The 26,718-nt window shown below is 71.1% G+C and carries 23 protein-coding genes, 6 tRNA genes and 1 pseudogene; 9 read left to right on the plus strand and 21 right to left on the minus strand.

Annotated features, from left to right (window positions below):
* Positions 1–15: 15 nt before the first annotated feature.
* The 7 genes from ACQEV8_RS08265 to ACQEV8_RS08295 all read right to left on the minus strand — a co-directional run bounded on the left by ACQEV8_RS08265 (position 16) and on the right by ACQEV8_RS08295 (position 8,012).
* Positions 16–2,757 carry a Tat pathway signal sequence domain protein gene (locus ACQEV8_RS08265; RefSeq protein WP_432958588.1) on the minus strand — a complete coding sequence of 914 codons (2,742 nt, stop codon included), beginning with the start codon at positions 2,755–2,757 and terminating at the stop codon, positions 16–18.
* A gap of 131 nt (positions 2,758–2,888) precedes the next feature.
* Entirely contained in the window at positions 2,889–3,479 is a 591-nt protein-coding gene (locus tag ACQEV8_RS08270) for a hypothetical protein (protein WP_432958589.1), read from the minus strand.
* A gap of 7 nt (positions 3,480–3,486) precedes the next feature.
* Positions 3,487–4,368, minus strand: a complete 882-nt coding sequence (locus ACQEV8_RS08275; protein ID WP_432958590.1) for a carbohydrate ABC transporter permease — start codon at positions 4,366–4,368, stop codon at positions 3,487–3,489.
* Positions 4,365–5,372: a carbohydrate ABC transporter permease gene (locus tag ACQEV8_RS08280; protein ID WP_432958592.1), complete on the minus strand. Its 1,008-nt coding sequence runs from the start codon at positions 5,370–5,372 to the stop codon at positions 4,365–4,367. Before ACQEV8_RS08280 ends, ACQEV8_RS08275 begins: the two co-directional genes overlap by 4 nt.
* On the minus strand, positions 5,372–6,661 hold the full coding sequence (locus ACQEV8_RS08285; protein WP_432958594.1) for an ABC transporter substrate-binding protein: 1,290 nt from the start codon (positions 6,659–6,661) through the stop codon (positions 5,372–5,374). The genes ACQEV8_RS08280 and ACQEV8_RS08285 overlap by 1 nt, the downstream gene beginning before the upstream one ends.
* A 742-nt stretch (positions 6,662–7,403) precedes the next feature.
* Positions 7,404–7,475, minus strand: a tRNA-Val gene (locus ACQEV8_RS08290).
* 78 nt (positions 7,476–7,553) lie between these two features.
* Complete coding sequence (locus ACQEV8_RS08295; protein WP_432958596.1) at positions 7,554–8,012, minus strand: TIGR02611 family protein; 459 nt, start codon at positions 8,010–8,012, stop codon at positions 7,554–7,556.
* A 191-nt stretch (positions 8,013–8,203) separates the two neighbouring features.
* Here ACQEV8_RS08295 and ACQEV8_RS08300 point away from each other — a divergent pair, with 191 nt between their 5' ends.
* A complete protein-coding gene (locus ACQEV8_RS08300; protein WP_004002642.1) occupies positions 8,204–8,617 on the plus strand; it encodes an SsgA family sporulation/cell division regulator in 414 nt (137 codons plus the stop codon).
* Positions 8,618–8,944: 327 nt separating this feature from the next.
* The gene (locus ACQEV8_RS08305; RefSeq protein ID WP_432958597.1) at positions 8,945–9,505 is read left to right on the plus strand and encodes a CGNR zinc finger domain-containing protein; all 561 of its coding nucleotides are present in this window, start codon (positions 8,945–8,947) and stop codon (positions 9,503–9,505) included.
* Between the two features lie 51 nt (positions 9,506–9,556).
* Here the strand turns inward: ACQEV8_RS08305 and ACQEV8_RS08310 are convergent, their stop codons facing one another.
* Both ACQEV8_RS08310 and ACQEV8_RS08315 read right to left on the minus strand, forming a co-directional pair.
* A complete protein-coding gene (locus ACQEV8_RS08310; protein ID WP_382837751.1) occupies positions 9,557–9,712 on the minus strand; it encodes a hypothetical protein in 156 nt (51 codons plus the stop codon).
* Positions 9,713–9,870: 158 nt separating this feature from the next.
* Positions 9,871–10,317 (minus strand): hypothetical protein, encoded by a 447-nt coding sequence (locus ACQEV8_RS08315; protein ID WP_432958601.1) that lies wholly within the window; start codon positions 10,315–10,317, stop codon positions 9,871–9,873.
* 163 nt (positions 10,318–10,480) lie between these two features.
* On the opposite strand from ACQEV8_RS08315, the gene ACQEV8_RS08320 reads away from it, so the two are divergent.
* The gene (locus tag ACQEV8_RS08320) at positions 10,481–11,008 is read left to right on the plus strand and encodes a DsbA family protein (protein ID WP_432958604.1); all 528 of its coding nucleotides are present in this window, start codon (positions 10,481–10,483) and stop codon (positions 11,006–11,008) included.
* A 22-nt stretch (positions 11,009–11,030) separates the two neighbouring features.
* On the opposite strand, the gene ACQEV8_RS08325 is transcribed toward ACQEV8_RS08320, so the two are convergent.
* Genes ACQEV8_RS08325 through ACQEV8_RS08335 form a run of 3 tightly spaced genes read right to left on the minus strand, consistent with a single transcriptional unit; the run spans position 11,031 to position 13,769 of the window.
* Positions 11,031–11,852 (minus strand): N-acetyltransferase family protein, encoded by an 822-nt coding sequence (locus tag ACQEV8_RS08325; RefSeq protein WP_432958605.1) that lies wholly within the window; start codon positions 11,850–11,852, stop codon positions 11,031–11,033.
* A 55-nt stretch (positions 11,853–11,907) separates the two neighbouring features.
* Positions 11,908–12,729 carry an aminotransferase class IV gene (locus tag ACQEV8_RS08330; RefSeq protein ID WP_432958607.1) on the minus strand — a complete coding sequence of 274 codons (822 nt, stop codon included), beginning with the start codon at positions 12,727–12,729 and terminating at the stop codon, positions 11,908–11,910.
* On the minus strand, positions 12,726–13,769 hold the full coding sequence (locus tag ACQEV8_RS08335; protein ID WP_432958609.1) for a chorismate-binding protein: 1,044 nt from the start codon (positions 13,767–13,769) through the stop codon (positions 12,726–12,728). The genes ACQEV8_RS08330 and ACQEV8_RS08335 overlap by 4 nt, the downstream gene beginning before the upstream one ends.
* 177 nt (positions 13,770–13,946) lie before the next feature.
* Between ACQEV8_RS08335 and ACQEV8_RS08340 the strand changes: the two genes are divergently transcribed.
* The 5 genes from ACQEV8_RS08340 to ACQEV8_RS08360 all read left to right on the plus strand — a co-directional run bounded on the left by ACQEV8_RS08340 (position 13,947) and on the right by ACQEV8_RS08360 (position 14,415).
* Positions 13,947–14,019: transfer RNA gene (locus tag ACQEV8_RS08340), tRNA-Gly, on the plus strand.
* A gap of 36 nt (positions 14,020–14,055) precedes the next feature.
* Positions 14,056–14,129, plus strand: a tRNA-Cys gene (locus tag ACQEV8_RS08345).
* A gap of 1 nt (position 14,130) precedes the next feature.
* Positions 14,131–14,202 (plus strand) — tRNA-Val (locus ACQEV8_RS08350).
* 26 nt (positions 14,203–14,228) lie between these two features.
* Positions 14,229–14,300, plus strand: a tRNA-Val gene (locus ACQEV8_RS08355).
* A 43-nt stretch (positions 14,301–14,343) separates the two neighbouring features.
* Positions 14,344–14,415: transfer RNA gene (locus ACQEV8_RS08360), tRNA-Val, on the plus strand.
* Between the two features lie 53 nt (positions 14,416–14,468).
* Here the strand turns inward: ACQEV8_RS08360 and ACQEV8_RS08365 are convergent.
* The 4 genes and pseudogenes from ACQEV8_RS08365 to ACQEV8_RS08380 form a co-directional block, all read right to left on the minus strand.
* Positions 14,469–14,768, minus strand: coding sequence for a zf-TFIIB domain-containing protein (locus tag ACQEV8_RS08365; protein ID WP_193480248.1), 300 nt, complete (start codon positions 14,766–14,768; stop codon positions 14,469–14,471).
* A 79-nt stretch (positions 14,769–14,847) separates the two neighbouring features.
* Positions 14,848–15,782, minus strand: a pseudogene (locus ACQEV8_RS08370) (phosphotransferase family protein).
* A 395-nt stretch (positions 15,783–16,177) separates the two neighbouring features.
* Positions 16,178–16,357 (minus strand): hypothetical protein, encoded by a 180-nt coding sequence (locus tag ACQEV8_RS08375; protein WP_432958611.1) that lies wholly within the window; start codon positions 16,355–16,357, stop codon positions 16,178–16,180.
* 234 nt (positions 16,358–16,591) lie between these two features.
* Positions 16,592–16,831, minus strand: a complete 240-nt coding sequence (locus tag ACQEV8_RS08380) for a hypothetical protein (RefSeq protein WP_432958613.1) — start codon at positions 16,829–16,831, stop codon at positions 16,592–16,594.
* Positions 16,832–17,026: 195 nt separating this feature from the next.
* On the opposite strand from ACQEV8_RS08380, the gene ACQEV8_RS08385 reads away from it, so the two are divergent.
* Entirely contained in the window at positions 17,027–18,499 is a 1,473-nt protein-coding gene (locus ACQEV8_RS08385; RefSeq protein ID WP_432958615.1) for a protein kinase domain-containing protein, read from the plus strand.
* A 41-nt stretch (positions 18,500–18,540) separates the two neighbouring features.
* Here the strand turns inward: ACQEV8_RS08385 and ACQEV8_RS08390 are convergent, their stop codons facing one another.
* The 5 genes from ACQEV8_RS08390 to ACQEV8_RS08410 form a co-directional block, all read right to left on the minus strand.
* Positions 18,541–19,359, minus strand: coding sequence for a TrmH family RNA methyltransferase (locus tag ACQEV8_RS08390; RefSeq protein WP_432958617.1), 819 nt, complete (start codon positions 19,357–19,359; stop codon positions 18,541–18,543).
* A 64-nt stretch (positions 19,360–19,423) separates the two neighbouring features.
* A complete protein-coding gene (cobA, locus tag ACQEV8_RS08395) occupies positions 19,424–20,665 on the minus strand; it encodes a uroporphyrinogen-III C-methyltransferase (RefSeq protein ID WP_432958619.1) in 1,242 nt (413 codons plus the stop codon).
* 117 nt (positions 20,666–20,782) lie between these two features.
* Positions 20,783–24,304 (minus strand): nicotinate-nucleotide--dimethylbenzimidazole phosphoribosyltransferase, encoded by a 3,522-nt coding sequence (cobT, locus tag ACQEV8_RS08400; RefSeq protein ID WP_432958621.1) that lies wholly within the window; start codon positions 24,302–24,304, stop codon positions 20,783–20,785.
* 367 nt (positions 24,305–24,671) lie between these two features.
* Entirely contained in the window at positions 24,672–25,892 is a 1,221-nt protein-coding gene (gene cbiE / locus ACQEV8_RS08405; protein ID WP_432958624.1) for a precorrin-6y C5,15-methyltransferase (decarboxylating) subunit CbiE, read from the minus strand.
* Positions 25,893–26,028: 136 nt separating this feature from the next.
* Positions 26,029–26,661, minus strand: coding sequence for a GNAT family N-acetyltransferase (locus ACQEV8_RS08410; protein WP_432958626.1), 633 nt, complete (start codon positions 26,659–26,661; stop codon positions 26,029–26,031).
* Between the last annotated feature and the right edge of the window lie 57 nt (positions 26,662–26,718).

Here is a 26,718-nt window from a genome sequence, read left to right on the forward strand (position 1 = left end):
CCTCCTGGGGAACGGCTACGGCATCTTGTCCCCGACCAGTGCCAGGTTCTGGATCGCCGCCAGGCCGTACAGCGCCGTGGCATTGGTGGACACCCAGGCCGCCTCGCTGCCGGGGACGAGGGCGGTCGGGCCCTCGATCTTCTTCGTGGACCAGTCGGTGGACTCCTTGTAGTCCCAGGTGTCGGCGCTGTTGTAGAACTGCCGCCACGCCCGGGCAGCCAGCTTGTCGTCGCCTGCCTGGACGGCGGCGTAGGCGTCCTGCCGGGAGTGGCCCTGGAAGAGCAGCAGGGAACCGAAGTCGGAGCCGTAGCGGGCCTTCTGTTCGGCCTTGGTGGCGTTGAAGTAGCGGCAGTAGTCGAGCCACGCCTCCTTGAACTTCGGCATGTCGACCTGGTCGATCAGCTCGGCGCAGAGCTCGACCAGGCCGAACATGGCCGACAGGTGCGAGACGCCGACCTTGGCCTCCTTGGCCACGGCGAACTTCCCGGTGTCCAGGTCGTACAGCGCGTTGCCCTGGACGAAGCCGTTGGGCTGGGCGGTGATGGTCTCCATTGTGGACAGGACACGCGCCTTGGCCTTCTCCCACTTGGGGCCACGTCGCTCCCACTCGGTGAGCCAGGCCGAGACCAGACCGCTCCAGTCGGTGCCGAAGCCGATGGACAGGGCGTTGCGGTCAGGGGTGTACGGCTCGGTGCGGATCTTGCGGATGGGGTCGAGGACGAGGAACGTCTCGTCGGAGTCGACGTTGGCGTGCATGAGGTCGCCGACGCGTTCGTCCGCCGTGAGGAAGTAGTAGTAGCGGCGGTAGGTGGTGTTGGCGATGCGCTGCTGCTTGGCGCTGTCGGCGTAGTGCTGGACACCGTGCCTGGTGCCGAGGCCGGCCCACTTGCCGAGGTGGTAGACGTCGACCTCGCCGGTGTGCCGGGTCATGGCCTCGGCGAAGCGGAAGATGTCGGAGCGGCCGGAGCGCATGTAGGCGAACCAGAGCCAGAGGTCGGGCGACAGCTCGGAGTTGTCCCAGGCGTAGCCGCCGACGTCGTAGCACCACTGGTGACGGCTGGGGTCGTAGCTGTGCATGATGTCGCCGTAGTCCCAGAAGCCGTACCAGCGGCGCTGCTCCACCTGGTCCTTGTAGTAGGTGAAGAGGAAGTCGAGGTGGTCCTCGATCTTCGCCTTGGCGCTGGTGGAGCGGTCCGGCGCGGAGAACAGTTTGCCGAAGACGCCGGCCTTGATCAGCTGCTGGGGTGGGGCGGCGAGCTGCGGCGGCGTGCGTACGGCCTCGACCTGCCGGGCCATCGCCTCGGCGCTCGGGGTGGAGTCGTGGGCCCAGAAGAGGAGTTCGCTGGTGCGGGCGATGCCGTAGGGGGTGCCGAACCCGGGTTCGTAGTCCTCGTAGGTGATGTTGAGGCCTTCGAGCTGTTCGGGATACGTGTCCTGGCCCATGCCGTCGTGGTAAAAGCGCAGGTCCATGGGCTGCGCCTCGGGCGACCAGAGCCAGAGGGTGACCTCGGCCGTGTCGGTCTGGGCGTCGCGGATGTCGAGCTGGGCGGGGAACTTCTCCCAGAAGTCCCTGAGCCCGAAGGAGAATCCGCCGCTCGCGCCGCCGACGTATCCGAAGCCGCTCGCCCGGCGGCCGCCGCCCGCGCCGATCCAGCCGTGGCCCTTCTTCGTCCGCTTGCGGACCGTGAAGCCGTCGGCGGAGAGCTGGGAGAGGGAGTAGTCGCCCCACTCGGGGATGTACTGGAGGCGGGTGGTGACCCGCTGGTCCCAGGTGGCCGGGTCGGGCAGCTTCTTGCCCTCGAACTGGGCCGTGCGCACGGCCGCCCCGGGGTCGCGACGCAGTCCGGTGATGCCCTGGACGGCCTCGCGGAGCAGGCCGGTGCCGTCGCCGCCGATACGGACGTGACGGTCGTACGCCTTGTCCCGCATCGGCACCTGGAAACGCACGCCGAGTCCGCGGATGAAGTCGCCGCTCGCCTTCGCGGGCTCCTGCGTGCCGTCGAAGGTGAGGGTGTGGACCATGCGGAAGGAGTCGGCGCCGGCGTAGAAGTAGAGCCGGATCGAGAACGGCAGCCAGCTGCGGCCGCCCTTGCGGTGCTTGCCGTCGATGCGGACGACCGCGCGGACCGGGCCCGCCTGCTCGACCTCGACCTTGGAGACGGCGCCGTCGAAGCGCTCGGTCTTGACCGCGCCCTGGTCCTCGTCCTCGATCTCGGGCTGGCGGATCAGCACGAGCCGGCCGTTCTTCGCGATCTCCGTCGAGCCCCGGATGACCGACTTGACGATCGTGGAACCGGACTTGCCGATCTTCGCCGTGATGACGCCGGTCGAGATGTCGATGGTGCCGCCGCTCTTGTCGACGGTGACCTTCTTCTCGGGTGCGGCGGGCGTGCCCGCGGCGAGGGTGAGCTTGCCGTTGCCCGAACCGACCGCGTGCGCGGTCCACTTGAGGGAGCCGTCGGGCCAGTAGGCGATCGGCCAGGACTGCACGGGAACGGCCTTGCCGGCCGCGTCCTTGAGCGCGAAGGTCTGGTCCTTCTGGTAGGCGCCCTTCGGCCAGGGGACGCCGACGGTGGAGCCGGGGGCCGCGCCGAGTCCGCCGTCCTCCAGCCAGTCGAGGGTCACCGGGTCGGCGTCGGCGGCCTCGGCTCCGGGGGCGGCCTGCGCGTCCTGCGCCCCCAGTGCCCAGCTGAACTGGGCGGCGGCTCCGGCGACGGCGGCCGCCTTGAGGAGGGACCTGCGGGGGATGGGAGACATAGAGATGCTGCCTTTCCTCGTCCGTGCGGGAAGCAATTCCGTGCGGGGAAGCAATTCCGTACGCTGGTCAGGGGCATGACAGTGCGAGGTGCGGCGCCCGGGGCGCCGACCTGAGGTGAGGGCATCGCCGGTCAGCGGTGCCGGTACCGCTCCTCCACGGCGACGGCCGCCGCCGCGACGGCCCCGAGGACGGGGGCCGCCAGCGGCGCGACGAACCAGGCGGACAGGGCCACCACGGCCAGCCCGGCGATGATCAGGAAGGACCCGGCGGGGTCGAGGACCGTCCGGCGCCAGGCCTGCGCGAGCAGCGTCCGCCACCGGGCGTCCGCCTCCCAGACCGCCGCCGCGCGCAGCCCCGCCACGACGAAGGCGATCAGCGCGACGACCCCGACGGCTCCGACGAGCGGCCCACCGGGAATCCCCGCCCGGGCCGCCTGGACGTCCACCCAGACCGCGGCCACCGCGGCCCACCCTGCGAGCCCGGCGAGCCACCCGCCGCGCAGAGCCGTACGGAAGTCGGCGACGAACTCCCGCCACCCACCGCCCTCGTGCGCGGTACGACGCCGCAGATGCCGCGCGCCCGCGGCGAACGCGGCCGGGTACGTCACGACCCCGAGCGAGGCCACCGCGATCCACACCCCGGTCAGCAGACACTCGGCGAACACGGCGAACCGCTCGGCGAGCACCGACTCGCCCCGCGCCTTCACTCGGGTCCCGGCCATGCTCACCTCAGCCCTTCAGCCCCGACGTGGCCATACCGTCGATCAGATACCGCTGGAAGGCCAGGAAGAAGGCGAGGACCGGCAGCAGCGCGACGAGCGACATGGCGATCATGCCGCCGTAGTCGGCCACGCCCTCCTGGTCCACGAACATCTTCAGCCCCAGGGAGACCGTGTACTTGTCGGGTTCGTTGAGGTAGATCAGCGGACCCATGAAGTCGTTCCACGCGTTGATGAACGTGAAGATCGCGCTGGTGATCAGGGCCGGGCGGCACAGCGGCAGCACGATCGACCAGTAGATGCGCAGGTGCCCGCAGCCGTCGAGCCGGGCGGCCTCGTCCAGCTCCTTGGGCAGGTTGCGCATGAACTGCATCATCAGGAAGACGAAGAACGCCTCCGTCGCCAGGTACTTCCCCAGCAGCAGCGGGGTGTAGGTGTTGATCATCTCCATGTTGCGGAACAGCACGTACTGCGGGATGAGCAGCACGTGATAGGGCAACAGGAGCGTGCCGATCATCAGCGTGAAGAGCAGGTTGCGGCCCGCGAACCTGATCTTCGCGAAGGCGTACGCCGTCAGCGAGCAGGACAGCAGGATCCCGACCACGGAACCCAGCGCGAGCATGAGCGAGTTGAGGAAGAACGTGGAGATGGAGATGTCCGCGATGCCCTCGCTGAGCCGCGTGTAGTTCGAGGTGATCGGATCGCCCGGGAAGAGATCCAGGCTGCCGACGACGTCCTCGCTCTTCTTGAAGGAACCGCCGATGACCCAGATCACCGGGTAGAGGATCACCGCGAGGACCAGCAGGGACGCGATGTGCCAGGCGACGGAGCCAGGCAGCTTGTGCCGGAGGCCGCCCGCTCGCGGGGTGACGTCGGTGGCCGGTGCGCTCATGAGGCGCCCTCCTCGTAGTGCACCCAGCGCTTCTGGGACCAGAACAGCACCGCCGTCACCAGGGCGACCGCGACGAGCAGCATCCAGGCCATGGCGGAGGCCAGACCCATCCGGCTGTTCTCGAAGCCCTGGACATAGAGGTAGCAGGTGTAGACCATCGAGCCGTCGGCCGGACCGCAGGCGTTGCCTCCGGCGCCGCCGCCGACGATGTACGCCGAGCTGAAGATCTGGAACGAGTGGATCGTCTCCAGCAGGACGTTGAAGAAAAGCACCGGGGAGATCATCGGCAGCGTGATGTTCCAGAACCGGCGCAGCGGACCCGCGCCGTCGACCTCGGCGGCCTCGTACAGCTCGCGCGGGACCTGCTTGAGGCCGGCCAGGAAGATGACCATGGGGGCGCCGAACTGCCAGACGGTGAGCGCCACCAGGCTGTAGATGATCATGTCGGGGTCGCCGGTCCAGCCGCCGACGTCGATCCCGAAGCTCTTCTGCATCCGGTCCACGATGGCGTCGTCCGAGAAGATCGCCTTCCACACGATCGCGATGGAGACGCTCGCCCCGATCAGCGACGGCGCGTAGAAAGCGGCCCGGTAGAAGGCCTGCCCGCGACGGCTCTGGGCCAGCAGCAGGGCCACTCCTAGGGCCGCGATCAGCTTCAGCGGCGTTCCCACGACGACGTACCACAACGTCACCTGCACCGAGTGACGCCAGCGCGGATCGCCGAACATCTCGGAGAAGTTGTCGAGGCCGATCCACTTCGGCGCGTCGAAGAGGTTGTAGTCGGTGAACGCGAAGTAGAGCGAGGCGACCATCGGACCCGCGGTGAGCAGCAGGAACCCGGCGATCCACGGGGACATGAAGAGATAGCCGGCCAGGTTCTCCCGGCGCCGCCGCCGCTTGAGGGCGGCGGGGCGCACGGGCTTCACCGGACCGTGCCGCGGCTCGGAGTCCTTGTCCTTGGACAGGCCCTCCATCGCAGGGGCGTGCGTCACGGTGGTTCCCATCAGGTGCCGAGAGCCGTCTTCGACTCGGTGAAGAACTGCTTGACGGCCTCGTCCACCGACCGCTTGCCCAGGGCGAGCTCCTCGGCGATGCGCAGGAACGCGGACTCACAGATGTCCGCGCCGTTCGGGTGCGGTGTGATGGGCTCCAGGACGCCGGCCTTGACGAGGGACTCCTCGTAGGCGGCTATCGCCTTGTTGACCTCGTCGGTCGGCTGGTACGCGTCGTACTGGGCCTGCGTCGCGGGCACACCTCGGTCGTAGCCCATGATCTTGGCGACCTCGGGGTCGTGGACCATGAAGTCGATGAACTGGGCGACCTCCTTGGGGTGCTGGGTGCGCTTGGAGGCGCTCAGCATGAGCGAGCCGAGGTACTGGCCGGTCTTCTTGCCGTCCGTCGTCGGGATGGGGGCCAGGCCGTACTCGCTCTTGCCCTCGCTGGTGTAACGGACGGTGAAGTTGTCCCAGGTGAACTCGCCTCCGGCCAGCTCGGCGGCGACCGCCGACTTGGGCTTGTTCTGGACGACCTTCTTGGCATCGGCGTAGATGCCCTCCTCCACGCCCTTCCTGGCCTTCGTCCACCAGTCCGTCAGGTCCGCCTCGGTGAAGCCGAGCCCGTCCTCGGTGAAGAACGCCTTGCCGTTCTGACGCAGGTACAGGTCGTAGAGGTACATGACGCCGTACAGGCCGCTGTCCCCGGCGCGCCCCGTCTTGTCGCGGATCTTCTTCATCGCCGCGTCGAAGTCGTCCCAGGTCCAGCCCTGCTCGGGCTTGACGCCGGCCCGGGTGTAGACGGGCTTGTCGATGACGAGGGACATCGAGTTGGAACCGACCGGAACGCCGAGGAGTTTGCCGTCGACCTCGCCGAACTTCTCCAGACCGGCCCGGAATCCCTCCATCCGCAGGTTGCCCGCCTCGGCCTGCTCACTGAGATCGAGCAGCACGTTCTTCGCGTCGTATTTGCGGAGGAAGCCGATGGCATTCTGGAAGACGTCCGGCGGATTCCCACCGGAAGCCTGGGTGTTGAACTTCTTCCAGAAGTCGAGATAGGGCTGGAAGTCCGTTTTCACCTTGATCTTCGGGTACTTCTTCTCGAAGAGCGCGATGGTCTTGTTGATTCTCTGGGCGCGGTCCTCCGCTCCCCACCACGCATAACGAATCGTCACCGTCCCGTCGGCGGAGGCCCCTCCGTCACCACCGCAGCCGGTCGTCGCGGCCAGCCCCAGAGTGGCCGCCGTGGCCCCGGCCGCCTTCAGGACCGTACGTCTCTCAACATTCCTGCCGTTCACCACGGTTGGACCTCCCCGCACGTCGTCCCGCTCGCATGAATCGTTTCAAGTAAGCGCTTGCTGGCACAAGGTACGGAGGGGCTGAGAGTGCGTCAATGATTCGGACAAGAATTTCTTACCGATCGGGTCGGGGGCGGAGAGGGGCCGGGAGGCGGGGGCCAGGGCCGGGCGGGAGGACGTTGCTGGTGAGGCGTGTGCGGCCGAGGAGGCGAACGAAGGAGGGCCGGTCGTACGGGTTTCGGGGGCGACCGAAAGACGACGGTGGGATGGAGGGCCGGGAGTGACGGGGAGAGGTCTGGTTTCGGCCATGTGGCGCTTGAGTGGGGGTGCCGTCGGGGCATGTGGCGGCCGGTGGGAGCCAGGGCCGCGAGGCGGGGCGACGACGAGGCTCGCCGGGGGCGGCGAACGGAATCAGGGCGGCACGGGCAGCACAGCGGCGCGGCGCGGGAGGGGGCGGCCGCCGGACAGCCGGGGGCATGGGCGGCACGACCGGACAGGCCGGGAAGTACGAGCGGCACGACCGGACAAGGCCGGGGCACGGGCGGCACGACCGGACAGGCCCGGGTCAGGGGCGGCACGACCGTGCGGCAGGGGCGGTCGCGCTCCTGCGGGGCACCCCCCTGGCGGATCGCGCACACCAGCCGAACCCGCGTACACCAGCTGAACGCCCGCCCCGGCGAACACTCTCACCCGCCGAAAACGAAGCTGCCCACCTGCTCAATCGCAGGTGGGCCGCTGATCCGGGTGGGCGATACTGGGTTCGAACCAGTGACCCCTTCGGTGTGAACGAAGTGCTCTCCCACTGAGCTAATCGCCCGGACGCAGGAAGAACATTACCCCATGTCAGGCAGTGCCTGTGACCAGCGCAGGGACGGCACCGGCACCCCGGCGCGACTCACTGGTCCTTGATCTTCCACGGCATCACTATGCCGAACTTCCAGACGTAGATACCGACCAGTACGGCCACGATCACCAGCCCGATGGCCGTCAGGATGATGTTCCGCCGCCGCACCTTGGGATCGAGGGCACGCTGCGCGGCCTCGGTGACCTTCCGCTTGGTCCAGCGGAGCACCAGCTGGGCCCATACGAACTCGGTCGCCCAGATCGCCATGCCGCCGAAAATCACGACCCATCCCGGCCCGGGAAGGGGCAGCATGATGATGCCGGCCACCACGACCGCGAGCCCGATGACGAAGACACCGACCTGCCAGCTCACATGCAGCATCCGGCGCGCTTTGATGAATTCCGGTGCCCGCGAGCCAAGCCCCCGCTCTTGCTCGCTGCGCACCTCGTCCGTCCCCGTCTCGTCCGATGCCATGGCCACCTCGCCCGGCTCGTTACTCCCCGTATTCATACGGCCAAACACTACCCGAGCGAAACCAGTCACCGGAATGGACGCACGACGCGAACGATCTTAGGGCCGGAAGAGTTACGTAAAGGCACGCAAAACACTCAGAGGGGTTTACAACGGCACCGTAGGTGGCATGTCGATTTCGCCGACGTGCGAATCCCCGAGCGCACACTGAGCGAAAGGCCCTGGCGCTTATGAACACCACGGTCAGCTGCGAGCTGCACCTGCGCCTCGTTGTGTCGAGCGAGTCCTCCCTGCCTGTCCCCGCAGGCCTGCGGTACGACACGGCCGACCCCTACGCCGTGCACGCCACCTTCCACACCGGAGCCGAGGAGACCGTCGAGTGGGTGTTCGCCCGCGACCTCCTCGCCGAGGGACTTCACCGCCCTACCGGCACCGGCGACGTCCGCGTCTGGCCGTCGCGCAGTCACGGCCAGGGCGTCGTGTGCATCGCCCTGAGCTCACCGGAGGGCGAGGCCCTGCTCGAGGCCCCGGCACGGGCCCTGGAGTCCTTCCTGAAGCGGACCGACGCCGCCGTGCCGCCCGGCACGGAGCACCGGCACTTCGACCTCGATCAGGAGCTCTCGCACATCCTGGCGGAAAGCTAGCGCGAGGCCCTCACAAAGCCGCCCGGCGCCGTCGACTCGGGGAGACGGCTCGGGCTCGGACAACCGCATACGGGATACACCGGCGCCGGCGCCGCGGATCACGCGATGCCGGCGCCGGTACGTGTGCGCCGGCGGGGAGGCCCCGGGAGAACGGGGAGGTGACGGGAACGGTCGTCGTCACTGTCGGTAGGCGGGAACCATGGCGGACCCGGCGGCGTTCTATTCGAAGCCATGTGCGGGCATGAGGGCCGTCCGGTGGATCCGGAGCCATTACCATCGGCCAGCATCGGCGGGCGTCTGCCCGACCCCCAGGCCAGGGAGCGAATCGTGCTGATCACCCACGACACCCGGTGCGCCCTCGACACCGTGGTCGATCTGGTGAACACCGCACCGGAGGACGACACGGCAGCGGACGGGCTGCCGGACGTGGCGACGCTCACGGACTTCGTGAGCAACCACGCGATCAGCGACGTCGGAGCGCTCTCGGAGTTCGACCTCTCCGCGGTGCGGAAGATCCGCGGACGGTTCGCCGCCGTCTTCGCCGCCCCCGACGCCCGGGCCGCCGCCGGACTGATCAACGAGCTGATCGCGGCCGCCGGCACCACACCCCGGCTCACGGACCACGACGGCTACGACTGGCATGTGCACTACTTCGCACCGGGTGCCTCCGTCGCCGACCACCTGGCGGCCGACTGCGGGATGGCACTGGCGTTCTTCGTGGTCGCCGGGGAGCAGGAGCGGCTGCGGCGGTGCGAGGCGCCCGACTGCCGCCGCGCCTTCGTCGATCTCTCCCGCAACCGCTCCCGGCGGTACTGCGACAGCCGCACCTGCGGCAACCGTCTGCACGTGGCCGCGTACCGGGCCCGCCGCAGGGAGGCGGCGGGCTGATGTCGATGCCGACGCGGCCCCGGCGGGTGGCGCCGGGGCCGCGGGTAAGGCTCACAGCATCAGCAGATCGTGCAACGAGGCCATGAGCAGCAGACACCCGATCACCGCAAGGAAGATCATCAGCGGTGGCTGGGAAAGGGCGAAGAGACAACCACGTGGCTCGTCCTGCGGCGGCGCGGGGTCGCTCTGTCTCGTCGTGTCCAGCATCTCGCGGTGATGATGACGCAGCCGCCCCGCCCGGCGCGATCAGCGCCCTCGTTCCGTCCGGGGGTGCGCCGATTGCGTGAGGTCCGGTTCAGGTTGTGATCACTTCCGCGCGTCCTCGGACCCACTGTGACGATTCAGTCCGGCGCGCTGCACGGCAGTCATATGCCGTGCTTCTTGAGGATGGCCTCGATGTCGCTGAAGTCGTCCTCTCCCCGGGACGCCGTCGCGGGCCGGGAGGCGGGGCGGGAGCCCTGCCCGCCCTGCCCCAGAGAGGGCGCCGAGGCCGCCGGTGCCACCGCATCGGGCTGTGCCGCCGCCCGGGCCGCCCTGCGCTCCTTGCGGGTGCCGCCGCGGCGGCGCTCCACGACGCGGGTGGTCGCGAACAGCGCCCACGCGAGGCCCAGCACCCCGAAGCCCGCCCAGGCGGTCGGGCTGAACGCGGTGTCGGCCAGCCATTCGACGACTCCCGTCATCACCAGGCCGATCGGCACGAGCGAGTACGCCGCGATGCGGGCCGCGGCGAGGAAACGCTTGCGGTACGCCGTAATGGCCGCAATGCCCAGGCCTGCCGCGGACACGGCGGAGCAGACGGTCTCGGCAATCATCCGGTCCTCCAGGCGTGGCGCGGTCGGGCAGGGGCACTTCGTCCCTTCCATCCTGCACCCGCCGCACCCCGGCGGGCCATGCCTCGCCGCTACATCGGGGAGATCTCCGGGTCGCCTCCTCCGCAGGTGCCGGTGCGGGTGCACGGGCTGGAAGACTGTCGGCATGAGCGACTCCTCCCCTGCCCCCTCCGCCGTCCCCGTCCTCGAGATCTGGTGCGACCTCCAGTGCCCGGACTGCCGCACCGCGCTGGACGACCTCCGTTCGCTGCGCGCCCGCTACGGCGACCGTCTGGAGCTGCGGCTGCGGCACTTCCCCCTGGAGAAGAACAAGCACGCCTTCGCCGCCGCCCAGGCCGCGGAGGAGGCATGGGAGCAGGGCCAGGGATGGCCGTACGCCCAGGCCCTGCTGGGGCGGGTGGAGGAGCTGTCCCGTAAGGGAGAACCCTTCCTGGTCGAGGTGGCCGGCGAACTGGGCCTGGACGCCGAGGAGTTCGACACCGCGCTGATCGACGGCCGGCACATTCTGATCGTGGATGCCGACCAGGCCGAGGGCAAGGCGATCGGCGTGACCGGCACCCCGACCTACGTCATCGACGGCGAGCGGCTCGACGGCGGCAAGAGCCAGGAGGGGCTGCGCGAGCGGATCGAGGAGATCGCGGACCGGCTGCTGACCGGACAGGAGCAGGGCTGATCCGGCCCCTGCCGGGCCTCCGCTACAGCGGCTTGTACATGGCGTACTGCTGATTCTCGTAGCCGAGTGACGCGTAGAGCCGTTCGGCCGGGGTGTTGCCGGCGAAGACGTTGAGGCCGATGGTCCGTCTGCCCTCGGCGATCGTCTGGGCCTCGGCCAGCAGCATGAGGGTGCGGCCGTGTCCCTTCCCCCGGTGCGCGGCCTCGGCCTCGACGTCGAAGACGAAGGCATCGTCCTGGCGCACCGCGAGCCACAGCGCGCCCACCGGTGCCCCCTCGTGTTCGACGACGCTGATGAGCATGCCGGGGGTGGCCAGGCCCTCGGGCAGCAGGGTGGCGTGGTCCCGCTCCGACTTGGCCCGGGCCTCGGCCTCCGGCACGCCCCGCTCGATCCAGCTCTGCGCGTAGTCCACCTTGCCCTTCTCCAGCCAGGGGCCGTACTCCGCCTCGGTCATGGGCCGGGCACGGCTGCCCTGCGGCAGGTCCGGCGGGGTGTCGCCGAGCGGCTTCTCCATGCCGCGGTTGCGCACGACGTAGCCGAGCGCCCTGGCGAGCCGGAACGCCGACTCGGGTTCGGCCGGCACCGCCGCCTCGATGCGCCGGCACCCCCAGCCGCGCGCCACCTCCTCGGCGGCGAGCGCGGCCACCGTGCCCCGGCCGCGCCTGCGGTCCGGCTCCTCGATGCGCAGCTTCGTGATCCGGGCCACCGCGTCGCCGAACACGGGATGCGTCCCGAGGTGTATCGCTCCTACGGGACGACTGTTCACGCACACCTGGTAGCGGCGTGAGCGCGTCCCGTCGGCGTTCTGCTGAAGCGGCTCGGTCGGCCGCAGGGTCGTGGTCATCAGGGGTGTTCTACCCGCAACCAGGCCTCCGGTCAGCCGAATATGCAGGAGGCTGTCAGGGATCGAGGTCGTGCCCGGAGCGCTCGTCGAAGATCCGCATGGCCTTGGCGGTCACCGGGCCCGGCGCGCCCGGCAGCTCACGGTCGTCGACGCGGTGCACGGCCTGTACGTCCCGCAGCGTGGACGTCAGGAAGACCTCGTCGGCCCGTTCCAGTACGTCCAGCGGCAGATCGGTCTCCCGAGCACCGGTCCACGCGATGGCCAGCGCGCGCGTGATGCCCGCGAGACAGCCCGAGGCGAGCGGCGGGGTGTGGATCTCACCGTCGAGGACGACGAAGACGTTGGACCCGGTGCCCTCGCAGAGCTGTCCCGCCGTGTTGCCGAACAGTGCCTCGGACGCGCCCCGTTCGCGGGCGCGGGCGAGGGCCACGACGTTCTCGGCGTACGAGGTGGTCTTCAGGCCGGTGAGCGCGCCGCGCTCGTTGCGGGTCCAGGGGACCGTGATCACGGCGGTGGAGTCGGGCCGTCGGTGGGTCGCGCCGAGGGCGACGAGGAGGGTCGGGCCGTGCTCGCCGCGGTCGGACCCGAGCGGGCCGTGGCCACCGGTGTAGGTGATCCGAAGGCGGCCGAGCGGCGCGGGGTTGGCCTCGAGGACGGCCGCGCAGGCGCGGCGCACCTCGTCGTGGTCCGGGTCGGGCAGCCCGAGGCCGCGCGCCGACCGGGTCAGCCGGTCGAGGTGCCGGGTGAGCGCGAACGGCCTGCCGTCCACGGTCTTCACCGTCTCGAAGATGCCGTCGCCCACGGTCAGTCCGTGGTCGAAGACGGAGACGCGGGCGGACTCGCTGTCCTGCAGCCCGCCGTCGAGCCAGATCTTCACGTCAGGTCCTCTCCACTCACCGCATACCCTCCCGACGCTATCGCGAGCAGCCGGGACGCCTTCAGCTCGGTCTCCCGCCACTCCCCCTCGGGGTCCGAGCCCCAGGTGATCCCCGCGCCGGTACCGAAACGCAGCACGCCGTCGGAGCGGTCGATCCAGAACGTACGGATGCCGACGGCCAGCTCACCGGCACGCCGGTCGGCGTCGACCCAGCCGATCCCGCCGCAGTACGGCCCTCGGGGCGCTGTCTCCAGCGCGTCGATGATCCGCAGGGCGCTCGACTTGGGCGCGCCGGTGACCGAACCGGGCGGGAAGGCGGCGCCGAGCAGCTCGGCCCAGCCGGCCCCGTTCCCCAGCTCACCGCGGACGGTCGACACGAGATGGACCAGTCCCGGATGCTTCTCGACGGCACACAGATCGGGCACCGTCACACTGCCCGTGGCACAGACCCGTCCGATGTCGTTGCGGACCAGGTCCACGATCATCACGTTCTCGGCGAAGTCCTTCTCCAGCAGGTCCGCCTCGGTGCGGCCGGTGCCCTTGATGGGTCCGGACTCCACGACCTGCCCGTGGCGCCGCAGGAACAGTTCGGGGGACGCGGTGGCGATCTCCACACCGTGTCCAGGCAGGCGGATCGTCCCTGCAAACGGTGCCGGATTGCCGCGGGCCAGCAGCGCGGTGAGGGCGTCCACGTCCGCGCCGGGCGCGACGGGCGCGGACAGCACGCGGCACAGATTCGCCTGGTAGACCTCGCCGGCCGCGATGTGCTCGCGGATCCGCCGCACGGCCGCCGTGTACGCGGCGTGATCGAGCGAGGACGTCCAGTCGTCCGCCGCCGGTGCGCGCCACGCGCCGGGGACGGGGGCGGGCACGGGCTGCTCCCGCACGTCCCTGAAGCGGGCGCAGGTCAGACGGCCCTCGAAGTCGGCGCAGACGGCCCAGAAGCCGCTGGATTCCAGGGCTTCGGGATCATCGGTGACGTCGAGGAGCCCGGTGGCGACGCGGTCGCCGAAGCGGGCCAGAGGAGGGAGGTCGGACACGCAGTCGAGTCTATGGCGGTGTCCTGGGGGTGACCGGATGATGTCCCTCCGGGGGCTCCGCGACATCCCTGAGCAGGGGAAGCGCAGCACGCTGCACAAACGCGTTTTTGTACTGGCCCCGGAATCCGCTAGAGTTCAACACGTCGCCGGGCCGCGAGAGCGGACCGGAAACGACAAGCGGACGTAGCTCAGTTGGTAGAGCGCAACCTTGCCAAGGTTGAGGTCGCCAGTTCGAACCTGGTCGTCCGCTCGCAGGAACAGGGGGCTCCCGGTCCCCTACACTCCTGGTGGAGTGGCCGAGAGGCGAGGCAACGGCCTGCAAAGCCGTCTACACGGGTTCAAATCCCGTCTCCACCTCCAAGGACGATTAGCTCAGCGGGAGAGCGCTTCCCTGACACGGAAGAGGTCACTGGTTCAATCCCAGTATCGTCCACTGGATCTGTTCCAAGATCCGAACCCGCGCGATTAGCTCAGCGGGAGAGCGCTTCCCTGACACGGAAGAGGTCACTGGTTCAATCCCAGTATCGCGCACGCAGTGCCCATGATCCGCTCCACGGAGTGGTCATGGTCCCGAGGACGATTAGCTCAGCGGGAGAGCGCTTCCCTGACACGGAAGAGGTCACTGGTTCAATCCCAGTATCGTCCACACCACACCGGAGCCCCCGGCCGTTCGCGGCCGGGGGCTCTTGTCGTGTCGCGTCACGACGAGAACAGCATGTGCCCGAAGCCCTTGTTGCGGTGGTGACCGTGGTGGCCATGGCCGCCGTGATGACCGTGACCGCCGTGCGGAGCACCCCAGGCGGGAGCGGGAGGGGCGGGGTAGGCCTGCGGGGCGGGCGGGGGCGGCGGCGCGCCCTGGGACCACTGGGACTCCAGGCGGGTCAGCGACTCCAGCTCGCCGTAGTCGAGAAAGATCCCGCGGCAGCCGCTGCACTGCTCGATCTGGACACCGTTGCGGTTGTACGTGTGCATGGGCGCACGGCACTTCGGACACTGCATGGTGGTTCAACTCCTCGCCGGTCGGTCCTGCTTCGTGTCTCGCCAGGACAGACTCTGTCCCGCTGTGGTCGGTTGCACCCTACTTCGCGTGCTCCTGCGCCAACTGCGGCGGGAGGGCAGCCATTCGGTCACAGGCGTCTACGACCAACTGCTCGACCTCGTCCAGATCGCGGCCGGCGGCTGCCGCCTTGGCGACGGCCCGAGCCGCGGTCTGCACGGTGAGGGCGCGGGCGGGGACTTCGAGAGCGGGCCAGGGGTCGCCGTCGGCGGGTACGGCCGGGCCACCGGCCTCCCGGTAGGCAGCGAGGAACCGGGCCCATTCCTCGGCCAGGAGGAACCCACAGGCGTACCAGGCGGCGGGGCGGGCGAGATCCCAGGCGGGGACGCCGACACCGAGGTCGTCGACGTCTATCAGCAGCCAGGGGCCTTCGGGGCGGGGTGGCGTATGAGCTGGCCGAGGTGGAGGTCGCCGTGGCAGAGCGTGCGGGTGTGCGGCATCGGGGCCTCCGAACGGGCCCACGCGGGGAGGGTGTCCCAGGCCCGCAGGACGGGGTTGGCGGCGGGATGCGGGGCGGCGTTCCGGAGCTTGCCGATGGCCCGGGCCGCCTTGGCGGGGCCCCGCATGGCGGGGAGGGCGTCGGGTGCGGGGGTGCGATGGAGACGGGCGAGGAGGGTGGCGGCCGCTTCCCAGGGCGCGGCGTCCGGGTCGTCCGGGTCCACGGGGGTTCCGTACGGCCAGCACGTCACGAGTCTGTCGTGCAGGTCGGCCGGGGTGGGAGTGAGCGGCGCCAGGAGGATCTCGGGGTGGCGGGTGGCCACCGTGAGGCGGCCGGTCAGTTCGGTGGGGTCGGATTCCGGGGGGTGGGCCTTCGCGACGAGGCCGGCGTGGCGGACGACCGTCGCGTCGGGGCGGTCCGCGAGGACGGCTGTTCCGCAGGGGCAGGTCGACGAGCGGGCGTGGGCGGTTGCTCGGGCCTTGGCGGTGAGGTCGGCCAGGAGGGGGGCGGGGGTCACGGGGTGAGAGTACGTGGGGGTGCGGGACTTGCCGTAAGACCTGTCGGGGCCGGTGCTGGGCGTTGGCGCTGAGGCCGGGTGGGTGCGCGGCTCGGCGCGACGAGGTGCCTCCCCCTCCCCTCTCGGTTTCTCCCCCACTCTCGGCTTCGCTCGAGCGGGGGACCCCCATGAGCGGGGGGACCCCCACCGCCCACCCGTGCCGCCCTGGGGGCACTCCCCGGCCCTTGAAGCACTGGGGAGGCACGATTGCCCGCGGCCGGGCCGAGACAAAGCAATGCCGGCGCAGCTCCCCAGCTGCGCCGGCATTTTTTGCCGTCCGCCGTACCCCCGTCCCCACGGGGTTTCATGGGTGGATGTCCCCGCCCGGACCGCTCTTCCGGGCCTGGGGTCGCCGCTCAGCGCCCCAGCATCTCTCCCACGGACGACGCCTGTGTGGCCACTGTCTCCCACCCGTCGAAGACGAGGAGGAGCAGGACCGCCAGGGGAAGGGCCATCACTGTCGCCACCAGGGGGTGGCGGCGGCCCGTACTGCGCTCCCGCGTGCGGACCAGCGTCCGCGGTGCCGGGTGGGCCATGGTCCCTCTCCTGACCGTTCTCAGTTGTCGTCGGCAGCGGCGGGCGTCTGACCTCGGGGGACGAGTGCTGCACCCGCCGCTTGACCTCAAATCTAGGCGTCCGGCCCTCCACGGGCGTCATGCCCTCGTACCTATTGCCGGGCCTCCCGGAGGATGAGCCGCTACCTGCGATGTACTCCCCTGGGTGGAGACGGAGAGCCAGGTCTCAGGGTCTTCCCCGAAGGGATGCCTGGGTCACCCTGCTTTGTCCGAGCTTTCCTCGCGCGGAACCGGCTGTTCCACCAAGGCCAGCACCCGGTTCGCCATGAAGCGGGCTGTACGCACCACAGCCCCACTTCGGGTGACTTCGCTCACTTCCACGACACCTCGACGTACCGCCGTCTCCACCTTGCGGCCCGCCCTGCTCGCCACCACCTCGTATGTGCGCGTCGTGTCGCCGGCGTCCACGACTATCTCCACATTGTCACCCTTCACGGGTCCAATCCCCCTTCCGTGGCAGGTGGTTGGGTTCGCCCCTCGCGCGAACACGGCCTGTCCGCACGCCCCCTGACCACACTTCAAGTCTCCCACCCACCACTGACAATCCATCGGTCCGAGAGGGCGCGGCCTCTGCGCGTGGGCGGCCGTGGAAACGTAAGCTGTGGCTCGTCACAGGACCGGGCAGCGGGGATGAACATGGCGATGATGCGCCTGAGGCGCGAGGACCCGCGCGTCGTCGGCTCGTTCAGGCTTCACAGACGGCTCGGCGCGGGCGGGATGGGCGTGGTCTACCTGGGCTCCGACAAGAAGGGGCAACGGGTCGCGCTCAAGGTCATCCGGCCTGACCTGGCGGAGGATCAGGAGTTCCGCTCGCGCTTCGCTCGTGAGGTCTCGGCGGCACGGCGGATCCGCGGCGGCTGCACGGCCCGGCTCGTGGCCGCGGACCTGGAAGCGGACCGGCCCTGGTTCGCCACACAGTACGTACCCGGACCCTCACTGCACGACAAGATCGCCGCCGAGGGACCGCTCGGCGCCGCCGATGTCGCCGCCGTCGGGGCGGCTCTGTCCGAGGGCCTGGTCGCCGTGCACGAGGCCGGGGTCGTGCACCGGGACCTGAAGCCGTCCAACATCCTGCTGTCCCCGAAGGGGCCGCGGATCATCGACTTCGGCATCGCCTGGGCCACCGGTGCCTCGACGCTCACCCACGTCGGCACCGCGGTCGGCTCGCCGGGCTTCCTCGCGCCGGAGCAGGTGCGAGGAGCGGCCGTCACCCCGGCCACGGACGTGTTCTCACTGGGGGCCACGCTCGCGTACTCCTCGATGGGCGACTCGCCGTTCGGGCACGGCAGTTCCGAGGTGATGCTGTACCGCGTCGTGCACGAGGAGGCGCAGCTGCACGGCGTGCCCGACGCGCTGGCTCCGCTCGTCCGGGCGTGCCTGGCGAAGGACCCCGAGGAGCGGCCGAGCACGCTCCAACTGTCGCTGAGGCTCAAGGAGATCGCGGCCCGGGAGGCGCAGGACCTCGCCGGGGTACGACCGCCCGCGCCGCGCGGCGCCGAGAGCGACCGGCCCGTCGACACCTACCCCGAGCGAACCCGGCGTCCGCAGGGACAGCAGGGCGCGGGCCCGGCCGGCGCGCAGCGGGGCCGGGGCACTCCCCCACCGCGGGGTTCCTCCCTGTCCCGGGACGGTGTTCCGTCCGCGGACGGTACGGCTTCCCAGGGCGGAGCCGGTGCCCGGGGCGGTACCCGGCCTGCCGGCAACGGGAGCGGGAACCGTTCGGCGGGTGGCGCGAACCGCGGCAGGACGCCGGCGCGCGGACGCGGCGCATCGGCACGGTCCGGGGCGCGGCCGACACCCACCGGGCGCAACGGGACCCGGTCGGGCAGCGGCAACCGTCCCGCCCCGCACAGTGGTACCGGGCGCCCGTCCAGGACGGGGACCGGGCTGCGGCCCGCCAATCCACGGTTGCTGCGGCAGCGGCTGTTCGTGTTCGTCGTGGTCACGCTGCTGGTGGCGATCGGCATCGCCCTGGTACAGGGATGTCAGGGCCCGGCGCGGGGACTCGGCGGCGCCGGAGCGGGCGTACGGGAGCAGCAGGTCCACCGGTCGCAGCCGCTGGACGACGTTCGCGCGCGGCCGGACGGTACGACTCGTAGCTGACGGGCTTCGGCGACCTCGCCGGCTCGGGCTTGCCGCTGTTCCTAGACGCTGGGTCGGCCGGTGGCCACGGCGTAGAAGGCCACGGCCGCCGCCGCGCCCACGTTGAGGGAGTCGACGCCGTGGGACATGGGGATGCGAACCCACTCGTCGGCGGCGACGAGGGCCTGGGTGGACAGGCCGTCACCCTCGGCGCCGAGCATCAGGGCCACACGGTCCATGGTGTGCGGGGCGGCCTCGTCGAGGGGCCGGGCCTTCTCGTCCGGGGTGAGGGCCAGCAGGGTGAAGCCGGCCTCGCGGACCGACTCCAGGCCCTTGGGCCAGGTGTCCAGACGGGCGTACGGGACGGAGAAGACCGCGCCCATGGAGACCTTCACGCTGCGGCGGTAGAGGGGGTCGGCGCAGTCCGGGGAGAGGAGGACCGCGTCCATGCCGAGGGCGGCGGCCGAGCGGAAGATCGCACCGATGTTGGTGTGGTCGTTGACCGACTCCATGATCACGACGCGGCGGGCGGTCCTCAGGAGGTCGGCCGCCGTGGGCAGCGGCTTGCGCTGCATGGAGGCGAGGGCGCCGCGGTGCACGTGGTAGCCGGTGACCTGCTCGGCGAGCTCCGGGCTGACCGCGTAGACCGGGGCCGGGAGCTCGTCGATGACGTCGCGCATGACGTCGACCCACTTGGCCGAGAGCAGCATGGACCGCATCTCGTAGCCCGCTTCCTTGGCCCTTCTGATGACTTTCTCGCCCTCGGCGATGAACAGGCCCTCGGCGGGTTCGCGCTTGCGGCGCAGTTCCACGTCGGTCAGGCCGGTGTAGTCGGAGAGGCGCGGGTCGTCGGGATCCTCGACGGTGATGAGATCGGCCACAGGGTGATACTGCCTTGTCCTGGGTGCGGTGCCAACGGCTCGGTACGGGTTGTGTTACCCGGGGTTACTCGTGGGGCGCGGGGGTCGCGGCTCCGACCTTCACGACCTCGCCGATGACGATGACCGCCGGGGGCTTCACGTCCTCGGTCCGGACCCTCTCCGCGACCGTCGCGAGGGTCGCGTCGACCCGGCGCTGGGCGGCCGTCGTGCCCTCCTGGACGAGGGCGACGGGGGTGTCGGCCGGCTTTCCGTGCGCGACGAGCGTCTCGGCGATCTTTCCGATCTTGTCGACGCCCATGAGGATCACCAGCGTCCCGGTCAGCCTGGCCAGGGACGGCCAGTCGACCAGGGAACGCTCGTCGTCGGGCGCGACATGGCCGCTGACCACAGTGAACTCATGGGCGACGCCGCGGTGGGTGACCGGGATACCGGCCGCGCTCGGGACCGAGATCGAGCTGGAGATCCCGGGGACGACCGTGCACGGGATGCCGACCTCGGCCAGGGCCTGGAGCTCCTCCATGCCGCGGCCGAAGACGTACGGGTCGCCGCCCTTCAGGCGGACGACCGACTTGCCTTGCTTCGCGTGCTCGATCAGCGCGCTGTTGATGGCCTCCTGGGCCATGAAGCGGCCGTAGGGGATCTTCGCCGCGTCGATCACCTCGACGTGGGGCGGGAGTTCGGCGAGGAGGTCGCGCGGGCCGAGGCGGTCCGCGATGACGACGTCCGCCTCGGCGAGCAGGCGGCGGCCGCGCACCGTGATCAGGTCCGGGTCGCCGGGGCCGCCGCCGACCAGGGCGACTCCGGGTGTGCGGGTGCGGTGGTGCGGGGCGACGAGCGTGCCGTCACGCAGGCCCTCCACGACCGCGTCGCGGATGGCGGCGGTGTGGCGGGGGTCGCGGCCCTTGGCGTCCGTGGTGAGGACGGCGACCGTGACGCCCTCGCTGTGGCCGGTGGCCGGGGTCCAGGCCGTCGCCTCGTCGGCGTCGTCGGAACGGACACACCAGACGCGGCGGCGCTCCGCTTCGGCGGAGGCCCGGTTGTTCGCCTCCGTGTCACCGGTGGCGATGAGCGCGTACCAGGCGTTCTCGAGGTCGCCTTCCTCATAGCGGCGCCGCTGCCAGGTGATCTCGCCGGCGTCCGCCATGGCTTCGACGGAGGGGGTGGCGCTGGGGGACACGAGGAAGACGTCCGCACCTGCCGCGATCAGCGCCGGGAGGCGGCGCTGGGCGACCTGGCCGCCGCCGAGAACGACCACGCGGCGGCCGGTGAGGCGGAGGCCTACGGGGTAGGCGGGGTGTTCGGCCATGGGGGTGCGGCTCCTGTTGACGGCGGTGCGGTAGCCCTGACGTGCGGATTTTAATAGGCGGGGGTCAGGGCGGCTCCGGTGGTCCAGTGGCTGGGCACCAGAGCCGGCCCTCGGCACCTACTTCTCAGTGACTCCCGCCGAGTCGAACGTCGCCACCTCGTGCATCGCCCGGGCCGTGCTCTGCACCAGCGGCAGGGCCAGGAGGGCGCCCGTGCCCTCGCCCAGGCGGAGGTCGAGGTCGACCAGGGGGCGCAGACCCAGCTTGTTGAGAGCCGCGACATGGCCCGGCTCGGCGCTGCGGTGACCGGCGATGCAGGCGGCCAGGACCTCGGGGGCGATGGCCCGGGCCACCAGGGCGGCGGCGCCGGCGCTGACGCCGTCCAGGATCACCGGCGTACGCAGGGAGGCGCCGCCGAGGAGGAGGCCGACGATGGCGGCGTGTTCGAAGCCTCCGATCGCGGCGAGCACCCCGACCGGGTCGGCCGGGTCCGGCTGGTGGAGTTCCAGCGCGCGGCGGACGACCTCCGTCTTGCGGGCGAGGGTCTCGTCGTTGATGCCGGTGCCCCGGCCCGTGACCTCGGCCGGGTCCGCACCCGTGAAGACGGAGATCAGGGCGGCGGACGCGGTCGTGTTCGCGATGCCCATCTCGCCGGTGAGCAACGCCTTGTTGCCGGCGGCGACCAGGTCGCGGGCGGTCTCGATGCCGACCTCGATGGCCTGCTTGGCCTCCTCGCGGGTCATCGCGGGCCCGGTGGTCAGGTCGGACGTACCGGCCCGGACCTTGCGGGGCAGCAGTCCCGGGGTGGCCGGGAGGTCGGCTGCGACGCCCACGTCGACGATGCAGACCTCGGCGCCCACCTGGGTGGCGAAGGCGTTGCAGACGGCGCCGCCGCCGAGGAAGTTGGCCACCATCTGGGCCGTGACCTCCTGCGGCCAGGGGGTGACCCCCTGCGCGTGCACGCCGTGGTCGCCGGCGAAGATCGCTACGGCCGCGGGCTCCGGGATGGGCGGCGGGCACTGGCGGGACAGGCCGGACAGCTGTGCGGAGATGATCTCCAGCATGCCCAGCGCACCGGCCGGCTTGGTCATGCGCTTCTGGCGCTCCCACGCCTCGCCGAGCGCCTTGGCGTCCAGCGGGCGGATCTGCGCCACGGTCTCGGCGAGCAGGTCGTGCGGTTCCTCTCCGGGCAGTGCGCGGCGGCCGTACGTCTCCTCGTGCACGACCCAGGACAGCGGGCGGCGCTTGGACCAGCCCGCCTGCAACAGCTCGGGCTCGTCCGGGAACTCGTCGACGTAACCGACGCACAGATAGGCGATGACTTCGAGGTGCTCGGGCAGGCCGAGAGCGCGGACCATCTCGCGCTCGTCGAAGAAGCTGACCCAGCCGACGCCGAGGCCTTCGGCGCGGGCGGCGAGCCAGAGGTTCTCCACGGCCAGGGCCGCCGAGTACGGCGCCATCTGGGGCTGGGTGTGACGGCCGAGGGTGTGGCGGCCGCCGCGGGTCGGGTCCGCGGTGACGACGATGTTCACCGGGGTGTCGAGGATGGCCTCGATCTTCAGTTCCTTGAACTGCTTCGCCCGGCCCTTGGGGAGGGATTTGGCGTACGCGTCGCGCTGACGCATCGCCAGTTCGTGCATCGAGCGCCGGGTGTCGGCGGAGCGGATGACGACGAAGTCCCAGGGCTGCGAGTGGCCGACGGAGGGCGCGTGGTGAGCGGCCTCCAGGACACGGAGCAGCACCTCGTGCGGGATCGGGTCGCTACGGAAGCCGTTGCGGATGTCGCGGCGTTCGCGCATGACCTTCAGTACGGCCTCGCGCTCGGCGGGGTCGTAGCCGGGGGCGGCGGGGCCGGTGGGCTGTGGTGCCTCTGCCACTGCGGCCGTGCTCTCTTCGTCGTGGCGTACCTGGTCGGCCAAGTCTTCCTGCTCCGCGGCCCGGGTGTCCAGGTCGTCCGCGTTCTGCGCGAGTTCGGCGTCGCCGTCGCGGGGTGCGGGGACGGTGGCGGCGGGGGCCGGGGGCTCCGGGGTCTCGGGCTGCGCGGGCTCGGTTTCGGCCTGTGCCGGCTCGGGGGTGGCGGGCGGCTGGGACTGCTGGGGGCCCTGGACCGGCTGCATGTTGTGTTCGTCCGGCATTTCGTCCGGCTTCCCTTCCGGCTTTTCGTCCGGCTTTTCGTCCGCGATCGGCTCGGGGGGTACGACGGTGACGTCCTCGGCGGATACCGGAGGAATGTCCGTGGTCTCGGGCGTGGGGGGAACCGGCTCGGGCGTGGGGGGAACCGGCTCAGAGGTGGGCTCGGGAGCGATTTCCTCGGCCACGGGGACGGGCTCGGGAGCGATTTCCTCGGCCACGGGGACGGGCTCGGGAGCGATTTCCTCGGCCACGGGGGCAGGCTCGACTGCCTCGACGACGGGAGCAGGCTCGGGAGCTTCGGCCACGGGGGCAGGCTCGGGTGCCTCGGGTGCCTGGAGCTGTGCGGGAGCCTCGACGGGCGCGTCGGGCTCGGGTGTCACGGTGGCCTGGGCAGGGGCGGCTGCCTCGGCGTCAGTCGCCTGAGGAGCAGGGGCGGCCTGCGGGGCGACCGGCTCGGCAACCGGCGCGGGGACCTCGACGCCGAGGGCGTCCGGCTCCGGCGACACGGCCTCGGGGGCGGTCGCGTCCGGGCCGGGTGCGGCAGGCTCGGGGGCGACAACCTCGACCGGCATCTCTGCGACGGTCTCGGGAGCGACTGTCCCGGGCTCCTCGGCCGGAGCCTCGGGCGCGGTCGCGGCCTCCGGGAACGGCACCGCCTCAGGGGCCGGTGCGGCCTCAGCAACAGGAGCGGCCTCAGCAGCAGGAGCGGAGATCACGTGCTGCTCCCCGACAGCCGCCGGAATCTGATCGCCGGCATCGGCGGAGTCGCCGACGGGGGCCGGCTCGGAAGCCTCGGGAGAGCCGGCGGCCGGCACCGGCTCCTCCCCCGGCACCGGTTCAGGCACGGGAGCGGCCTCGGCCACCGGCGCAGGCTGCTCGGCAGGGACGCTCTGCTCCGCCTCTGTCGCCACACCGGTGGCGACGGCCGCGGGCAACGGCTGCGCTTCCGGAACAACCGTTTCCGCAGGGGCCGCCCCGGCGCCCACCGGGGCCTGGTGGGTGACCTGCGCGTCCCAGGGCGCCGCTGGGGGCGAGGACATCTCCGGGGCGTGCGGGGCGTCGAAGTACTCGGGCCCCGCCGACGGCGGCGCGGGCTGCCGCAGCGGCGCGTCCGCGGGGCCGCGGTCGGCGAGGGAGCGGACCGGGCTGGCGGAGCTGTCGGGCAGCGGCGGGCCGAGGTGCAGCGGGCGTCGCGGAGTGACGGGCGGGATCGGCAGAGGGTCGGGCAGCCTGACGCCGCCGAGGTCGACCGAGCCGCTGTCGCGGCCGGAGATCTCGTGCGGACCCGGCTCGTGCACGGTCTCGGCGACCGGCTCCGGCACGGGCGGGGCGACCTCGTTGCCCCAGGCACCCTGGGCGCCCGGCAACAGCAGCAGGTCGTCGTCCTCGGCGGTGGTCTCGGGCTCGGAGAGGTAGGTGTACGAACCGTGCGCGGGGACGCCCGGCTGCTCCACCATGCCTGCGTTCTCCGGCAGTCCCTCACCCGGGACCTGGCCGGTGTCGGTCATGCGTACCCCTCGCCCATCGGTTTGTGCTCCTACGACCAGCTCGCCCGGAACGGCGCACCGACCGCCCCGCAGTGAAGAACGAGCGTGCGTCCCCAGCGGCACGAGCGGCCCGCCCCAAAAAGGCGACAAAGCCATTCACTGGCATTGTCGCGGCCGTACCGCCCTCGCGGCAGCTTGATCCGCGACGGTTCCGCTGTGGACTGCGCCACGTTGCGCGTCCTTCGGTTCTGCCGTACCACACACACCCCAAAACGGGCGGGTTTTCCGGACATTGACCGACGAAGTGCCGGGCGCCCGCGTGCGGTGCAACGATCGGCCAGCCTACCGCGCGCAGTACGACAACCCGATCACGGGGACGGCGGCGGGATCAGGCGCTGCGCCGCGGCAGCACGCCGCTGAGCAGGAACGCGACGCTCCGTTCCTTCTCCGTCCAGGCCCGGGTGTCGAGTTCGACGGACTGGAGCAGGGCGCACTCGACGGCGTAGCCGTGCTCCGTCAGGTCGCGGCCGATGAGTTCGGCGGCGTCGCGGGTGCCGGCGTGCGTGACGATGCGCTGCGGGCGGCGGTCGGTGACGGCCGAGACGACGGCCGCTCCCCCGCCGCCGACGCGGACGACGTCCGGTTCGGGGAGGTTCTCCAGGATGTGCGGGGCGGTGCCGTGCACGATCTGGAGCTGGACGCCGAGGCGGCGGGCGGTGGCGTCGGTACGGGCGCAGGCGGCCCGGTCGCTGTCGACGGCGATGACGGCGGCGCCGGCGCGTGCGGCCTCGACGGCGAAGGCGCCGCTGCCGCAGCCGATGTCCCACACGAGGTCGCCGACGCGCGGTCCGAGGCGGGCGAGTTGGGAGGCGCGCAGCGGCTGGGTCTCACCCTCGCCGAGGCCGGCGCCGTAGGCCTCGGCGGGCAGGGACCAGCCGCGGGGCCCGGCGGAGGGGTCGCGGCCTGCGATCCAGCCGCCGGCCTCCCCCGCGGTGCCGGGTCCGGCCGGGCCGCCGAGGACGATGACGACGTTGGGGTCGCGCCAGGCGTGGTCGGCGGCCTTGTCGGAGGTGACGATCGTGACGCGCTCGCGGTCGGTGCCGAGTTCCTCGCAGATGACGAAGGAGCGGTGGACTCCTTCGAGGAGCAGGCCGAGTTCGGCCGGTCCGGCGCCGGGTGAGGTGAGGACGGCCACCTTGGTGTGGGCTCGGCATACGTTCACCGCCCGGCGCAGGGTGCGGCGGTGTGCGACGACCACCTGTGCGTCATCCCAGGGCATGCCGGCACGGGCGAAGGCGGCGGCGACGGAGGAGACGGCGGGGACGACCTCGACCTCGAGGCCGAACTCGGGGGCGCGCAGGGTCCGTACGACGCCGAAGTAGCCGGGGTCGCCGTCGGCCAGCACGACGGCCGTGCCGCGGTGGCCGGCGATGCGGCGGGCGGCGAGGGCGACGCTGCCGAGGCGGATGCGCTCGGCGCGGGCGGGTACCTCGGGAAGCGCCAGGTGGTGGGCTGCACCCGCCACGAGCGTGGCGGCTCCCAGGGCGGCGCGTGCCGCGTCGGTCAGCGGCGAACCGTCCCAGCCGATCACCGTGACCCGGTCGGCCATCGTCGTCAGTCTCCAGAGGATGTCGCAGGTCGTCTGCGTGTCGTGTCGCGGGCGGCCCGTGGGCGGGCTTGGTGAGAGTACCCGGTGGAGCCGGCGGAGGGGACGGCGGTGCGTTCGCGCACGGTGGCCGTTGCGGTCAGTTCCAGTCGCCGAAGGACGTGTGGCCGCCGGGCAGCCGGCCGCCGACGCCCTCCAGGTCCTCCGGGAGCAGGCTCCAGACGATGAAGTCGGTGCGTACGTCGGTCCACGTGCCGTCCTCGGCACGGCTGCGGGCTATACAGGCGTTGCGCAGCACGCCCTCGCTGATGCAGCCGATCTTCTGGGCGACCTGCTGGGAGGCGGTGTTGTCGGCCGCCGTGCGCAGTTCGATACGTTCGAACTTCTGGTCCGAGAAGAGCCACCGGGCGGTGACGAGCGCGGCCTCGGAGGCATAGCCCTCACCCCGGGCCCAGGGGGCGATGATGTACGACAGCTCGGTGGAACGTACGCGCCAGTTCGTCTTGCCGAGCTGGATGACGCCGACCAGGCGCTGGGTGAGGAACTCGGTGACCGCGAAGTCGAGGCCGCGCCCCTCGGTGCGCTCGGCGGGGGCGTACTCGGTGATCCAGGTGCGGGCGCCGTCCTCCGTGAAGGGCTGGGGGACGGAGGTCCAGGCCGCCACCTGTTCGTCGTTCATCATCGCGGCCAGGGCGGCGACGTCGTCTTCGTCAAGGGGACGCAGCACCAACCGCTCCGTGCTGATGGAGACGTTGGGAAAGGTGCTCGTCATGCGCCGCTCCGTAACCTTCGGTGAACCTTCAGGGCCTGCTCAACTGCCCAGCATGCA

Origin of the sequence: Streptomyces sp. CA-179760 (assembly GCF_050937045.1) — a bacterium.
GTDB lineage: Bacteria > Actinomycetota > Actinomycetes > Streptomycetales > Streptomycetaceae > Streptomyces.